The following is a 12,157-nucleotide window of genomic DNA, read 5'->3' on the forward strand; positions in this document are numbered from 1 at the left end:
AGGCAGGCGCCCTGGCCGTCATGCCAGATCACCTTCAGCAGATTGCCCCGACGCCCGCGGAAGCAAAACAGGTGGCCGCCCAGCGGGTCGCGGTGCAGGATCTCCTGAACCTGCAATGCCAGCGACGGAAAGCCCTTCCGCATGTCGGTATAGCCGGTCGCGAGCCATACCCGCACGCCGGCCGGCAACGGGATCATCGCCGCCCGCTCGATAACGCAGCGACAGCCGTTGTCAGCGTCACCGCGTCAATCGTGCCGGTGATCCGCATCCGTACTCCGGTCACAAACTCAATCTCGATCGCGCCCGCAGCGGCCAGTTCAGTCGGCATTGGCGCTGTTGGCTCTGCTTCCGGAACCACCAATGCCGGAATGAAGCCAGTTGGCTGCTCGGCGCCACCCTCCTGCCTGGCTCGAAACAAGCGTCGCCATTGCAGCAGTTGCGAGCGTGAGATGCCGTGCCGCCGGGCTGTCGCAGAGACTTGGCGTACCCCTTGCAAACTCTCAACGACAATCTTGAGCTTCTCGTCTTCGGACCAGCGCCGCCGCCGCCCGGTCTCGACCACCCCAAGCCGTTCAATCTGAGCACTGTGAGTATGCCTGTCCATAAGGACAGTTCTCAACACAACGGTCCACCTGACAAGGCGGCCCCCAGCGGAGGATTACTCTTCAGATCACATTTGGCATGATCTCGTGCGGCGACGCCACGCACGCCTACATCGCCTCTTTCAGCGTCAACCGCGCCGTGAAGGGCACGCTGGCCTTGCCGACCAGCGCCATGCCTTCGACCTCCGCGCCGCCGGCGAAATAGCCGCCGGAGAAACCGCAGGTGACCTCCCTGCCCCCGAACGCCAGCGATTTGCCGAGCGCCTCAGTGTGCTGATTGACCGTCATGTCGCCGCGCCACTTGCCGTTCCGGAAGGTGTAGTGGCCGGTGTAGTAGAAATAGCTGTCGCCACCCATGATGCGCCCGTCGCAGAGCACGGCAACGCCCTTGGCCTGGCCGCGTTTGCCGTCGCGCATCTCGATCTCGAACATATAGAGGCCGTTGACGACCCCGGTGTGATCGTCGGCCGTTTCCGGCCCAGGCTCGGCCGCCATCAGCCTATCCCCCTTTTTCGTTGGCCTTCGTCACTTCGGCACGTTGCGCTCGAGGTCGTCGAGCCAGGCGGCTGCGCTGGAGTCGGACGGCGCGCGCCAGTCGCCGCGCGGCGAGAGCGAGCCGCCGGCCGAGACCTTTGGACCGTTGGGCATCGCAGAACGCTTGAATTGGCTGAAGGCAAAGAACCGTCGCAAGAACACCTCGAGCCAGTGGCGGATGTCGGCCAGCGCGTAGGCCTTGCGCCGATCGCTCGGAAACGCCGGCGGCCACTCGCCCCCGGCAACATCCTTCCACGCATGCAACGATAGGAAGGCGATCTTGGACGGACGGAATCCGTAGCGCAGCGTATAGAACAGGTTGAAATCCTGCAGCTCGTACGGTCCGATCGCGGCCTCCGTGCTCTGTGGCTTCTCGCCCGGCTTGACCGGAACGAGTTCCGGCGAGATTTCGGCGGCGAGGATCGATCCCAGCGTTCGGTTGACATCATCGCTGAACTGCTTCGAGGCGATCACCCAGCGGATCAGATGCTGGATCAGCGTTTTTGGCACGCCGGCATTGACGTTGTAATGCGCCATCTGGTCGCCGACGCCATAGGTGCACCAGCCAAGCGCGAGTTCCGACAGATCGCCCGTGCCGATGACGATGCCGCCGTGATGGTTGGCGAGGCGGAACAGGTAGTCGGTGCGCAGGCCCGCCTGCACGTTCTCGAAGGTGACGTCGTAGACTTTCTCGCCCTTGCCGAAGGGATGGCCGATGTCCCTGAGCATCTGCGTCGCCGTGGTGCGAATGTCGAGTTCCTGCCAAGTCGTATGCAGCGCTTTCATCAGCGCAAGCGCGTTTGTCTTGCTCTCGCTGCCGGTGGCAAAGCCCGGCATGGTGTAGGCGAGGATGTTTTCACGCGGCAGACCAAGCAGGTCGATCGCCTTGGCGGCGACGATCAAGGCGTGAGTGGAATCAAGCCCGCCCGACACCCCGATGACGACGCGTTTCGTCCCCGTCGCACGCATCCGCTGCACGAGGCCAGCAACCTGGATGTTGTAGGCCTCATAGCAGTCCTGCTCGAGCAGATGTTCGTCGCTCGGAACGAAGGGAAAGCGTTCGACGTTGCGCAGGAAGCCGATATCGACGACCGGCGGCTTCAAGGCAAAGGCGATCTTGCGGTAGCTTGCCTCGCGCTGACGACGATTGTCGTCGAACGTTCCCATCAGCGAACGCTCCTGCCGCAGCAGGTCGAGATCGACGTCGGCGGTCGTGATCTGTCCGCCCTGCCGAAACCGCTCGCCCTCGCCCAGCAGCACGCCGTTCTCGTAGATCGAGGTCTGGCCGTCCCAGGCCAGATCGGTCGTCGACTCCCCGGCACCCGCGGCGGCATAGACATAAGCGGCAAGGCAGCGCGCGGAGGTCGATTGGCAGAGCAGCGCGCGCGACCGTGCGCGGCCGATCGTGATCGGACTGCCGGAGAGGTTGATCAGCACGCTCGCACCAGCCAGCGCCAGCTCTGAGGCGGGCGTCACCGGGATCCACATGTCCTCGCATATCTCGACGCCGATGGTCAGGCCCGTGACGTCCTCCGCCGCAAACAGCAGGTCGACACCGAACGGCGCGCTTAGGTCGCCAACCGCGATCTCCTCGCCCAGGATCCCTGCCCCTGAGGCAAAGTGACGGCCTTCGTAGAACTCGCGATAGGTCGGCAGGTAAGTCTTCGGAACGACGCCCAGAATGCCGCCGCGATGGATGACGACCGCGCAATTGTAGATGCGCGCGCCATGGCGCAGCGGCGCGCCGACGATCAGCACGGTCATCAGGGCGGACGATGCCTCGACGATCGCTTCAAGGCCGCGCTCGACCGCATCGAGCAGCGGGTCCTGCATGACGAGGTCTTCGATCGCATAGCCGGATAGGCACAGTTCAGGGAACACGGCGACCGCCACCGACTGCTCGTGGCATGCGCCCGCCGCCGCGACGATCGCCGTCGCATTGGCGGCCGGATCGGCCACATGCGAGGTGGTGACGCAGGCGGCCACGCGCGCAAATCCGTGGGCGTAGATCGAGTGAAAGCTCATGGCGCGCGGGACCTTTTTGTTCAGTTGCGAACCATTCTTAGCCGATTGACGCGGATCAATGCACGCAATTCCCGATCATGCATAACGGTCCTGCTAAATATTCTCCCTACTCCACTTCCGGCCGCTGCACCCCATGGCTGCCGCGGCCGTTCCTTTTAGTGGAATGGCGCAGATCCCTATCGGGAGCGTTCGGCCCGCAGCGTCTCGAACAAAGCGACGATGGCCTCGACCTGATGGCTGGCAAGCCGCGGGTTCGGCATGGACTGGTTCGGTCCGAGGTAGCGATGACCGGAGGTGAGAAGCTGCCTGATGTCGTCGCTGGAGAATGACGGCCGGCTCGCGAGGTCCGGGAAGCTCGGCGCCGGAACGCGCGACTCCGGCTGTTCGTTCGGCCTGTCGGACACCACATGGCAGTTGCCGCAGATCGAGCGCGCCAGCCCGCGCGCCTCGGCGAGTTGGTCGACGAAGAGCTGATCCGTGAACGGCGAGTTCGCCGGGACCTGAAGCGTGATGAAACCATATCCTTCGGCGCGGTGGCAGGCGTTGCAGCCATTGGTCAGATCGCCATAGGCCTTGGTGAAAGCCGCGGCGTCCTTGGCATCGATGGCACTGCGCAAGGCCTTTACCGCCGCGGCAGCCCGATCGGCGCGGCCCATGGGTTGCGCCACACGCCCGAGGCCGGCTTCGATCTGGTTGAGCTCATAGGTCGCAAGCGGCCAGTTGCCGAGGCGGCCAGCGGACCACAATTTGATGTGCTGGAACTGAAGCGCGGCCATCAGCTCGGACGCCGCTTTGTCGCCGCGCATGCCGTCGGCCTGTGCGAGCGCCTGCGAGAGCGAGGCAGTCAGCAGCGCGAGAGCAGCCAGAAGTGTGCTGAACCTCATGGAGCCTCCACGTCACACTCTAGGCTCCACGTCGGTCCAGCGGCTTTGACCGGGATCAAGACCGGCGTCGTCCGGTACGTCGCTCAGGCCCGGCGTGCGAGAACGCCACCACCGAGATCGGAACGTAGCCATTCGGTGATGCGCGGCCAGGCATGAGCATGGGTCCGCGCTCCCATGAACAGCCCAAGATGATCCGAGGGCTCCGATGCCGCCGCGATGAACATCGAGGGCGTGCCCACGAGATCGGCGATCGCCAGCGCCTGCGTCGCCGGTACGACGTTGTCGTCGAGCCCGGCGAGCAGGAAGATGGGCGCTCTCACATCCTTCAAATCGATTCGTCTGCCGAGCGCCACGAAGTCGCCCGCCGCGATCCGGTTCTCGCGGAAGATCCAGTTGACGATCTGAAGATAATAGCTGCCCGGCAGGTTGAGCGTCTCCTCGTTCCAACGATTGAAGCGCTCCAGGAGCTCGGGTCCGCCCTCCTCGGCCAAACTCCTTTGCAACGCCACCGCGATATCTTCCGCACTCGGTGACCTCGACCAGAAGCGCAGCATCTCCTCGCCGCTGACATTGCCGCCGCCGCGTGCCACGAGCTGGTCATAGACCAGTTCCGGCGCATTGCGCGCCAGGCGCGACAATGCCGACTCGATCGCGAGATCAACGGGGGCGCCGACCAGCACCAGGCGGCGCACCTTGTCCGGAAAGCGCGCGGCGTAGAGCAGCGACAGCCAGCCGCCCTGACATAGGCCGATGAGGTCGACCGGCGCGCCGATCTCGTCGATCGCGACATTGAGGTCGCCGAGATAGCTGTCGATCGAGAGATAACGCATCTCAGGCGACGCCGAGCGCCAGTCCGTGAGATAGACCCGATCGACCCCGCCTTCGAGCAGCGACTGCACAACGCTATGACCCGGCGCAAAATCGGCGATCAGCGCGCGATGCAGCGCATAGGGCGCGCAGACCAGCGCCGGCGGGCCGGTACGCTTCTTGGTACAGTCGCGCAGGCGCATGGTCGCGAGCTCCAGCGCGACCTGATTGGGCGTGGTCCAGGGCAGTTCCGTCTCACGCGGCTCGGGCGAGCTGCGCTCTACCCACCAGAACGCGGCGTTCATGGCGAGCTTGGCCGCTGCAAACGGCCACAGCAGCGGATCATCCGACCCGGGCTCGGATCCCGTCGAGGGCGGCGGTTTCTTGGTGCCTTGCGCCATTTCTAGAAGAACGCCTCGATGCTGACCACGGGAATGCCGAGCGCCTTGAAGCTCTGATGGGTGGCGGCGACCGAGCCGTCGAGATCGATGCCGCGGCAGGCATCCTCGATCACGGCAACCTCGAGCCCAGCCTTGCGGGCATCCTCCGCCGAAAAGCGGACGCAAAAATCCAGCGCCAGGCCCGCGACGAACACCGTCTTCAGCTCGCGCTCGCGCAAATAGCCGAGCAGCCCGGTTGGGGTCTTGTGGTCGTTCTCGAACAGCGCCGAATAGGAATCGATGCCGCGGCGAAATCCCTTGCGCACCACGAGGCTTGGCCGGTGGACCTCGAGGTCCCGGTGGAATTCGGCGCCGGCGGTGCCCTGCACGCAATGGGTCGGCCACAGCACCTGCGGACCGTAGTCGAGATCGATGGCCTCGAACGGCCGCTTATTGGGGTGGTTGGAGGCGAAGGAGACGTGATCGGCGGGGTGCCAATCCTGCGTCAGCACGACATTGGCGAACTTTTGGGCGACGCGATTGATGGCGGGCACAACTCTTTCGCCGCTCGGGACGGCCAGGGCCCCGCCGGTGCAAAAGTCGTTCTGGACGTCGATCACGAGCAGGACGTCCCGGTCGGATATCTTCATTGCTGGTCTCCACCCGGTCTTGCCTCAATGTCGATCTTCCGGCGCCGCTTCGCAACCGCCTACCGCGGGCGGAGTGCTGCCGGCGCAACGGTTCGCCCGCATCGACGTTGACGACATCATCAAGCCGCGGTGGTATGCGAATCTGACCGCGTAGCAATGGAGACAAAGGTTCCCGCGATCACCAATGGCGGTGGACGCGGCGACCGCGAGGACATGACCAGTCGGACCACAAGAGGTTGCGCTTTGCTCGCCGACATCGGCGGCACTAATTCGCGGTTCGCGCTGATGGAGGAGGACGGCCGGATCGGGCCGGTCGCCTACGCGCGGGTCGTCGACTTCCCGACCGTTCGCGACGCCATGGCCGACTTCCTCGCCCGTCAGGTCAATGGCCCGTGCGTCGGCACCGCGGTGCTCGCCGTCGCGGGACCCGTCGTGAACAACCGCTGCGTCATGACCAACAGTCCCTGGATCATCGATGGGAAGGAGCTCCGTGAGGGCTTTGGCCTCGACGCTGTTCACGTGCTCAACGATTTCGAGGTGCTAGCCTGGGCGCTGCCGGCCTTGCAACCGGCCGACCTGTTCCCGCTCGATGCCCAGACTGGCGCGGCTGGCGAGCCGCTGCTGGTGCTCGGACCCGGCACGGGCTTCGGCGTCTCCTGCCTCGTCGAGCGTCACGGCGCCCGGGTGGCCGTGATCACGGAAGCCGGTCACGCGACCCTGCCGGCTGAGACGGAGCGCGAGGAGCGCGTCATCGCCGCGATGCGACGGCGCATGGGCCATGTCGAGATCGAGCTGGGCGCGCTGTCCGGTGCGGGGCTGCAAAATCTCTACGAGGCGGTCGCCGAGGTCGATGGTGTAAAGGCTTCGCAACGCGACGCGGCAGCCATCACCACGGCCGCGCTCGACGGCAGCTGCGACCTCAGCCACACCGTGCTCGAGATGTTTTGCGCCATTCTCGGCTCAGTCGCCGGCAACCTGGCGGTGACGTTCGGTGCTCGCGGCGGCGTCTATATCGCCGGCGGCATCGTCCCGCGCTTCCCGAAATTCCTCGCTGCCTCCGCCTTCCGCGAGCGCTTTGAGGCCAAGGGACGTTTCCGGGATTACCTGCACCCCATTCCGACCAGCATCATCGTCAAGCCGGACGCCAGCTTTGCCGGCCTGAAGGCTTTTTGCGATCACAGTACGGCTTGAGCCTTCGCCCCACGACTGCGGTGTCAAGCGTGAAACGCCTCACGGCTTGCCGCCCCGGCCGTGTTAGGATCACGGGGTTTGAGGGCTCGGGGGAGACTTTTGTGAAAGACCTGATCCGGATCATTGCGATTTCGTTTGTCTTGATTGCCCCTGGTTTTGCGCAAAAGCTGGTCGATCCAGGGGCGGTTGCGCCGGAATACCGCGACGCCACGGAGCATCGCCGCGCCGAGCAACTGAGGCAGCGTGCCTGCGCCCTCAAGGCGGACCAGGCCAAGATCCTGCTGCGCGACCGCGCCGCCTTTGTGCTGAAATGCATCGACGCGGCCGATGCGAGCAAATAGCCCGTCGCCCGCTAGCGGCGTTTGCCAAGCTCACCGCGCTTGCGGCCGAGCATGCCTGCCAACGTCATGAATGCAATCAGAACAGCCGTCAGACACGCCCATCCGCGCAACTGCGCGAGCGACCAGCCAAGCTCGGCCTGCGCGAAGTAGTCCAGCAGGATGGCGGCATAGCCGGCCACCCAGACGGCGACAATGATCGAAATGAAATCGAATTCGTCTTGCATTCGCGTATTCCAATGCCCTGCCGCTTAGCTATAGGCCCCGGCAGGCGAGAGCTCTGTGACCTCTTTCACAGCGGACGCGCGATCTACCATTGATCTCGCGCAAGGCAGGCGAGCCAATCCACAGCTGATTGCACCGGTCACGTCGCCGGACGCGAGTTCCTCCTTGCCCGCTGCCGTCGCTTGAACAACAATTCGCCCGTGGTGCGTGTGTACGATATGGGGGCGTGGCATGCGTAAGCTGGATGTGGGATTTGACTACCATCGCTATCACCGGTTGCTGACCGAGGCGGTGGACGAGGACAGGCGATTGGCGCTCATCGATCTCCTGATCGAGGAAAAGGCCAGGGATCAACTGGCCGCGCAGCGTGCCTCTGACCGGGCCGCGATGACGGCGCATACCATCGCCAAGGTGCTGCGAACGGGCCGCGACTAATCCCGGGCCACCAGCCCTGCCGGCCCGCCGCGGAGTCGGGTTTCGATTGCGATTCCGTTAAGGATGCCTAGCAATCCCGTATCAAACTTTCTGCGCTAGAGCTTTCCCCTACCTGATGCAATTCAGGATCAAAACAGGGGGAATTCACATGAGCATGCTTTCACTTGCTGAGATGCCGGCCCGCATTGAGGTCCGGTCGTTCGACAATGCCTTCAAGACCATCGTCTTCTTCTGCTGCATCGGTCTCGTCGCCTCGTTCAGCCTGATGGCGACCGGCATTGACCTGAGCGCCGGCTTGATGTGAGGACGAGACGCGTTGATTAGAGACGTTCTTTAGGTCAGTTTCACCGCAAGACATTGATCGAATGGCCGCCCCTCGGGCGGTCATTCTCGTTTTCGGCCCGCATGCAGCTCAGGAGCGCCGCGTTGCCTCCTCTGGGCCGACGAAGGCGAGTCCGATCCGGTTCTTCTGGATCCAGATCACCCGACAATCGTGGACCGAGGAGTCCTTGGCCATGACGAGGCGAAAACGCTGGGGAACGAAGGCGGGATTGTCGACGTCGATTGCCGCGCCGGCAGGCGAGATGTTGCGCACGACACAGCTCATCACCGAGCCGCCCGCGGAGACATAGGCCAGCTCTTCGATATCGATACGCGGATACTTTCGTTTGTCGTCCATGCGCGGTCTGCCTCGATCCAAGCCTAGCCGGACTGCCTAAACAAATTGCACGATCCTCGGGTTTCCCCAGCGTCTTTTCATTGTGCGATGCAATGGGGATGGCGGCTGGCGTGAAAGCCAATCACGCGCCCGCGTCGCGGGTTCCCGACAAGACCGCAGCTCGGCCACAGGTCGGGCGTGAATCGGTCGGCTTTTCTTCAAGTTCCCGTGACGAATTGGGCAGGCCGCGCCGCTGCGGCAGGATAGCCGGGCGCAGTGCCTTCCACCTACCCCAGGGCAAGGTTGCCCGGCTATTCGCCGCGAGCGGACGTCAGGCCGATCCGCTTTTCGAGGCGGCCGGTGCGCCGGGAAAAAGAGAATCGATGATCGCCTTGAGCTGGTCGATTGAAATCGGCTTGCGCAGGATCGGCCTGCGCCGGAGCAAGGACGGCAGCAATTCCGGTCCGTAACCCGTGGCGAACAGAAACGGTTTGCCGCGGCGCTCGATCAGGTCCGCGACGGGGTCGACGTAAAGCCCCATGAGATTGATGTCGAGAATGGCAAGATCGTATTGCGCCGTCATCGCGAAGGCGCTCGCGTCCTGAACATTGTCGGCCTCGGCCACAACATGGTGGCCAAGCTCCTCCACCATGTCGGCGATCATCATCCGGATCAACGCCTCGTCTTCGACCAGGAAAACGGAGAGTGCGCCCGTCGTCATATCAACCCCGCAGCGATCATTTGCAGCTAATCATAACTGCATCGCTGCGGGGATTCACGAGTTCGTGGCAGTCGAGCGCGACAAATCTTACTCAAACGCCGATCAATCCAGGCCGCGCTCGTGGCTGAGGCGCACCATTTCCTGGATGAACACTTCCTTCTGCTTGTCGTCCAGGCTCGAAAACAGCGGCTCGGCGGCATCGGCGACGTTGCGCTGGTCGGCCGCGCGGTCGATCAGGAACTGTGCCTCGTTGCGCATCTGCTCGATGATGTCGTCCGGCGGATCGCGCTTGGCGCGGGCAATCCGCAGATTGAGCCGCTCGGCACCATTATGCCCGAGGTAGTGCATGGCGCTGGAGAAACCGTACCAGTGCTTCTCCTGGTCAGGCGTGAGGTTCAGCTCGGTCTTGATGCGCTCGATATAGGAATCGCTGTTGGCGACGATCTGCTCGCCGGTGAGCTGCGGCGCGCCGTTCTGGGTGAGAACGGTGACGTCCTTTGTCGCATCCTTCGGTGCATCCTTGCCGGCCTTGGCGGTCTTGCTGCCCTTACCACTTTTGGCGTCCTTGGTGCCCTTGGCGTCGGCGCCCTTGTCGGCCCCCTGCTGCTTCGCGTCCTTGCTTGCGTCCTTGGCGGGCGGCGCCTGGTTGTTGTTGCCAACCCCGAGCACGCCGGTGAAGACACCGACCACGCCGCCAATCGCGCCGCCCAGCACGCCACCGACCGGGCCTGCAGCCTTGTTGCCGGCGGCCGCGCCCTCCTGAACTCCTTTGACCAGGCCCTGCGCATTGGCAACGCAAGCCGCGCCCAACAGCAATGCCACGACTGACCCGAGCGCGAACCATCGTCGCAGGCGAAGCCGCGCAGGCGGCGTCGGGTTGATCATTCTAGTCTCCATGTCGATCTGATTGGCTGCTCGGAGGGTGGAATCGCGGAAAGTCTGCCCGCCGGAACTCTAGCGTTTTCACGCCGCTCCGGTCCAGATCGAGGAGCGCCCCTCCACATCCGAAAAGTCTGTCCTGCGAACCGGTTAGTTCAGGGTTATTCGGAACTGCGGCGTAATTGCGCTCAAACGATCCTCGCCGATCCTGACCACAGTGTGCGTCGCAAAAGGATCAGTCCAGGTTCAACACCGCGACACATGCGCGACGCGGAGCTACTGAATTTTCGGACTCAACGTTAGTTCAAGAAACGCGCGCGTCGGATTTCTCGACAGACGCGATCAATTCTGATCTGATCGCGCTACCAATTCTCCGCGGCTCGCGTGACTGGCCACGCGAGGCGACGGCAAGAAAAACAAAACAACAAAAAGCAAAACAACGAACGCCAAAGCGAGGAAACGAGATGTCACGCAAGAAGCTTACGCGGCGACAATTTGTGGCCGCAACTGCCATGTCCTCCGCCGCCCTGATCACCGCGCCCTACGTGCGCGGCGCCTACGCCGCCGGCAAGCTCTCGATCGGCTTCTGGGACCACTGGGTGCCCGGCGCCAACGACAGCTCCAGAGCTCTCGTCAACGAGTGGGCAGCGAAGGAAAAGGTCGAAGTCTCCATCGACTACATCACCAGCAACAACAAGAAGATCGAGCTGACCGTTGCCGCCGAAGCGCAGGCCAAATCCGGTCACGACATTCTTCAGATGTACACCTGGTGGCCGCATGCTTATGCCGAGCAGCTGGAGCCCGTGAATGACGTCGTGGAGGCGGCGATCAAGCAGAACGGCGAGGTGAACGGCACCGTGAAATATCTCGGTCAGGCTGCCGGCAAATGGCTTGCCGTCCCCGCCACTCCGGGAAGCCAGATCAAGGGACCCTGCTCCCGCATCGATCTGATGAAGAAGCACGCCGGCATCGACGTTCAGGAGTTGTATCCGGCTGGCGGCCCACCGAAGGCAGACAGCTGGAACATGGATACCTTCCTGAAGGCGGCGGAAGCCTGCCAGAAGGCGGGCTTCGCATTCGGCATCGGTCTTGGCGAGACCACCGACAGCGTCGACACGGCGGGCGCCATCTTCCAGTCGTTCGGCGCCGAGCTCGTCAACTCCAAGGGCGACCTCACGGTGAAGACCGATCAGGTCCGCCAGGCGCTGGAATACTACAAAAAGCTGATCGCCTTCCTGCCGCCGGATGCGCCGTCCTGGGACGATGCCTCGAACAACAAATGGCTGATCTCGGGCCGCGGCGCGCTCATCATGAATCCGCCGAGCGCTTGGGCGGTTGCCAAGCGCGACGCGCCTCAAGTCGCCGAGCAATGCTGGACCCACGGTTTCCCGGCGGGTCCAAAGGGCCGCTTTGCGCCGTTCCTGCCGTATTTCTGGGGCCTTTGGAGCTTCTCCAAGAACAAGGAAGCGGCCAAGAGCCTGCTCACCTATCTGTCGCAGCCGTCATCGATCGAGAAATTCGTCGCGGCGAGCGGCGGCTATGACCTGCCGGCCTATGCCAACATGACGACGCTGAAGACCTGGGCCGAGGAAGGGCCGCCGAAGGGTACGCTCTATCATTATCCGAACCCCTACAACCATCAGACGCTGTCGATCGCGGCCTCTCCTGCGCCGCCGAAGATCGCCCAGCAGATCTATGCGCAGGCGACGCTGACCAAGATGGCGCTGCGCTTTGCGCAAGGGGAGAAGCTGGAGCAGTCGCTGGCCTGGGCCGAGGGCGAGTGCGAAGGCTTCATGCGAAGTTGAGCCGGGGTGTGCCACGGCGGTTC

At 63.6% G+C, this 12,157-nt stretch carries 16 protein-coding genes; 5 read left to right on the forward strand and 11 right to left on the reverse strand.

What is annotated here, in order from left to right; all coding sequences use genetic code 11:
* From tnpB to pncA, 7 genes are all read right to left on the reverse strand, one after another.
* Window positions 1-197, reverse strand: a 197-nt coding sequence (gene tnpB, locus SO139_RS23520) for an IS66 family insertion sequence element accessory protein TnpB (RefSeq protein ID WP_498540672.1), incomplete at its 3' end; no start/stop codon positions are given.
* Window positions 194-604 (reverse strand): IS66-like element accessory protein TnpA, encoded by a 411-nt coding sequence (tnpA, locus tag SO139_RS23525; RefSeq protein ID WP_449381372.1) that lies wholly within the window; start codon window positions 602-604, stop codon window positions 194-196. The genes tnpA and tnpB, both read right to left, overlap by 4 nt.
* A gap of 106 nt (window positions 605-710) precedes the next feature.
* Complete coding sequence (locus SO139_RS23530) at window positions 711-1,097, reverse strand: GrlR family regulatory protein (protein WP_449381676.1); 387 nt, start codon at window positions 1,095-1,097, stop codon at window positions 711-713.
* Window positions 1,098-1,127: 30 nt separating this feature from the next.
* The gene (locus SO139_RS23535) at window positions 1,128-3,161 is read right to left on the reverse strand and encodes an NAD(+) synthase (protein WP_449381677.1); all 2,034 of its coding nucleotides are present in this window, start codon (window positions 3,159-3,161) and stop codon (window positions 1,128-1,130) included.
* A 176-nt stretch (window positions 3,162-3,337) separates the two neighbouring features.
* Window positions 3,338-4,045 carry a c-type cytochrome gene (locus SO139_RS23540; RefSeq protein WP_449381678.1) on the reverse strand — a complete coding sequence of 236 codons (708 nt, stop codon included), beginning with the start codon at window positions 4,043-4,045 and terminating at the stop codon, window positions 3,338-3,340.
* Between the two features lie 83 nt (window positions 4,046-4,128).
* Complete coding sequence (locus SO139_RS23545; protein WP_449381679.1) at window positions 4,129-5,253, reverse strand: alpha/beta fold hydrolase; 1,125 nt, start codon at window positions 5,251-5,253, stop codon at window positions 4,129-4,131.
* Window positions 5,254-5,255: 2 nt separating this feature from the next.
* Window positions 5,256-5,882, reverse strand: coding sequence for a bifunctional nicotinamidase/pyrazinamidase (gene pncA, locus SO139_RS23550; RefSeq protein WP_449381680.1), 627 nt, complete (start codon window positions 5,880-5,882; stop codon window positions 5,256-5,258).
* Window positions 5,883-6,095: 213 nt separating this feature from the next.
* Here pncA and glk point away from each other — a divergent pair, with 213 nt between their 5' ends.
* Together glk and SO139_RS23560 are read left to right on the forward strand one after the other, a co-directional pair.
* Entirely contained in the window at window positions 6,096-7,073 is a 978-nt protein-coding gene (gene glk / locus SO139_RS23555) for a glucokinase (protein WP_449381735.1), read from the forward strand.
* Window positions 7,074-7,174: 101 nt separating this feature from the next.
* Window positions 7,175-7,414: a hypothetical protein gene (locus tag SO139_RS23560; protein ID WP_498540673.1), complete on the forward strand. Its 240-nt coding sequence runs from the start codon at window positions 7,175-7,177 to the stop codon at window positions 7,412-7,414.
* An 11-nt stretch (window positions 7,415-7,425) separates the two neighbouring features.
* Here the strand turns inward: SO139_RS23560 and SO139_RS23565 are convergent, their stop codons facing one another.
* Window positions 7,426-7,638: a hypothetical protein gene (locus SO139_RS23565; RefSeq protein WP_449381682.1), complete on the reverse strand. Its 213-nt coding sequence runs from the start codon at window positions 7,636-7,638 to the stop codon at window positions 7,426-7,428.
* A 229-nt stretch (window positions 7,639-7,867) separates the two neighbouring features.
* Here SO139_RS23565 and SO139_RS23570 point away from each other — a divergent pair, with 229 nt between their 5' ends.
* Both SO139_RS23570 and SO139_RS23575 read left to right on the forward strand, forming a co-directional pair.
* Window positions 7,868-8,071 carry a hypothetical protein gene (locus SO139_RS23570; protein WP_449381683.1) on the forward strand — a complete coding sequence of 68 codons (204 nt, stop codon included), beginning with the start codon at window positions 7,868-7,870 and terminating at the stop codon, window positions 8,069-8,071.
* A gap of 148 nt (window positions 8,072-8,219) precedes the next feature.
* Window positions 8,220-8,375, forward strand: coding sequence for a hypothetical protein (locus SO139_RS23575; protein ID WP_449381684.1), 156 nt, complete (start codon window positions 8,220-8,222; stop codon window positions 8,373-8,375).
* A 108-nt stretch (window positions 8,376-8,483) separates the two neighbouring features.
* Here SO139_RS23575 and SO139_RS23580 read toward each other — a convergent pair whose 3' ends face one another.
* The 3 genes from SO139_RS23580 to SO139_RS23590 form a co-directional block, all read right to left on the reverse strand.
* Window positions 8,484-8,750 (reverse strand): PilZ domain-containing protein, encoded by a 267-nt coding sequence (locus tag SO139_RS23580; protein WP_449381685.1) that lies wholly within the window; start codon window positions 8,748-8,750, stop codon window positions 8,484-8,486.
* Between the two features lie 310 nt (window positions 8,751-9,060).
* On the reverse strand, window positions 9,061-9,450 hold the full coding sequence (locus tag SO139_RS23585; RefSeq protein ID WP_449381686.1) for a response regulator: 390 nt from the start codon (window positions 9,448-9,450) through the stop codon (window positions 9,061-9,063).
* 102 nt (window positions 9,451-9,552) lie between these two features.
* Entirely contained in the window at window positions 9,553-10,335 is a 783-nt protein-coding gene (locus SO139_RS23590) for a Spy/CpxP family protein refolding chaperone (protein WP_449381687.1), read from the reverse strand.
* 458 nt (window positions 10,336-10,793) lie between these two features.
* On the opposite strand from SO139_RS23590, the gene SO139_RS23595 reads away from it, so the two are divergent.
* A complete protein-coding gene (locus tag SO139_RS23595; protein ID WP_449381688.1) occupies window positions 10,794-12,134 on the forward strand; it encodes an ABC transporter substrate-binding protein in 1,341 nt (446 codons plus the stop codon).
* The last annotated feature ends 23 nt before the right edge of the window (window positions 12,135-12,157 follow it).

The organism is Bradyrhizobium sp. UFLA05-89, assembly GCF_059803475.1.

Coding starts and splice junctions, on each gene's coding strand:
- tnpA (WP_449381372.1), bottom strand. CDS start 604: ATGGACAGGCATACTCACAGTGCTCAGATTGAACGGCTTGGGGTGGTC.
- SO139_RS23530 (WP_449381676.1), bottom strand. CDS start 1,097: ATGGCGGCCGAGCCTGGGCCGGAAACGGCCGACGATCACACCGGGGTC.
- SO139_RS23535 (WP_449381677.1), bottom strand. CDS start 3,161: ATGAGCTTTCACTCGATCTACGCCCACGGATTTGCGCGCGTGGCCGCC.
- SO139_RS23540 (WP_449381678.1), bottom strand. CDS start 4,045: ATGAGGTTCAGCACACTTCTGGCTGCTCTCGCGCTGCTGACTGCCTCG.
- SO139_RS23545 (WP_449381679.1), bottom strand. CDS start 5,253: ATGGCGCAAGGCACCAAGAAACCGCCGCCCTCGACGGGATCCGAGCCC.
- pncA (WP_449381680.1), bottom strand. CDS start 5,882: ATGAAGATATCCGACCGGGACGTCCTGCTCGTGATCGACGTCCAGAAC.
- glk (WP_449381735.1), top strand. CDS start 6,096: ATGACCAGTCGGACCACAAGAGGTTGCGCTTTGCTCGCCGACATCGGC.
- SO139_RS23565 (WP_449381682.1), bottom strand. CDS start 7,638: ATGCAAGACGAATTCGATTTCATTTCGATCATTGTCGCCGTCTGGGTG.
- SO139_RS23570 (WP_449381683.1), top strand. CDS start 7,868: ATGCGTAAGCTGGATGTGGGATTTGACTACCATCGCTATCACCGGTTG.
- SO139_RS23575 (WP_449381684.1), top strand. CDS start 8,220: ATGAGCATGCTTTCACTTGCTGAGATGCCGGCCCGCATTGAGGTCCGG.
- SO139_RS23580 (WP_449381685.1), bottom strand. CDS start 8,750: ATGGACGACAAACGAAAGTATCCGCGTATCGATATCGAAGAGCTGGCC.
- SO139_RS23585 (WP_449381686.1), bottom strand. CDS start 9,450: ATGACGACGGGCGCACTCTCCGTTTTCCTGGTCGAAGACGAGGCGTTG.
- SO139_RS23590 (WP_449381687.1), bottom strand. CDS start 10,335: ATGATCAACCCGACGCCGCCTGCGCGGCTTCGCCTGCGACGATGGTTC.
- SO139_RS23595 (WP_449381688.1), top strand. CDS start 10,794: ATGTCACGCAAGAAGCTTACGCGGCGACAATTTGTGGCCGCAACTGCC.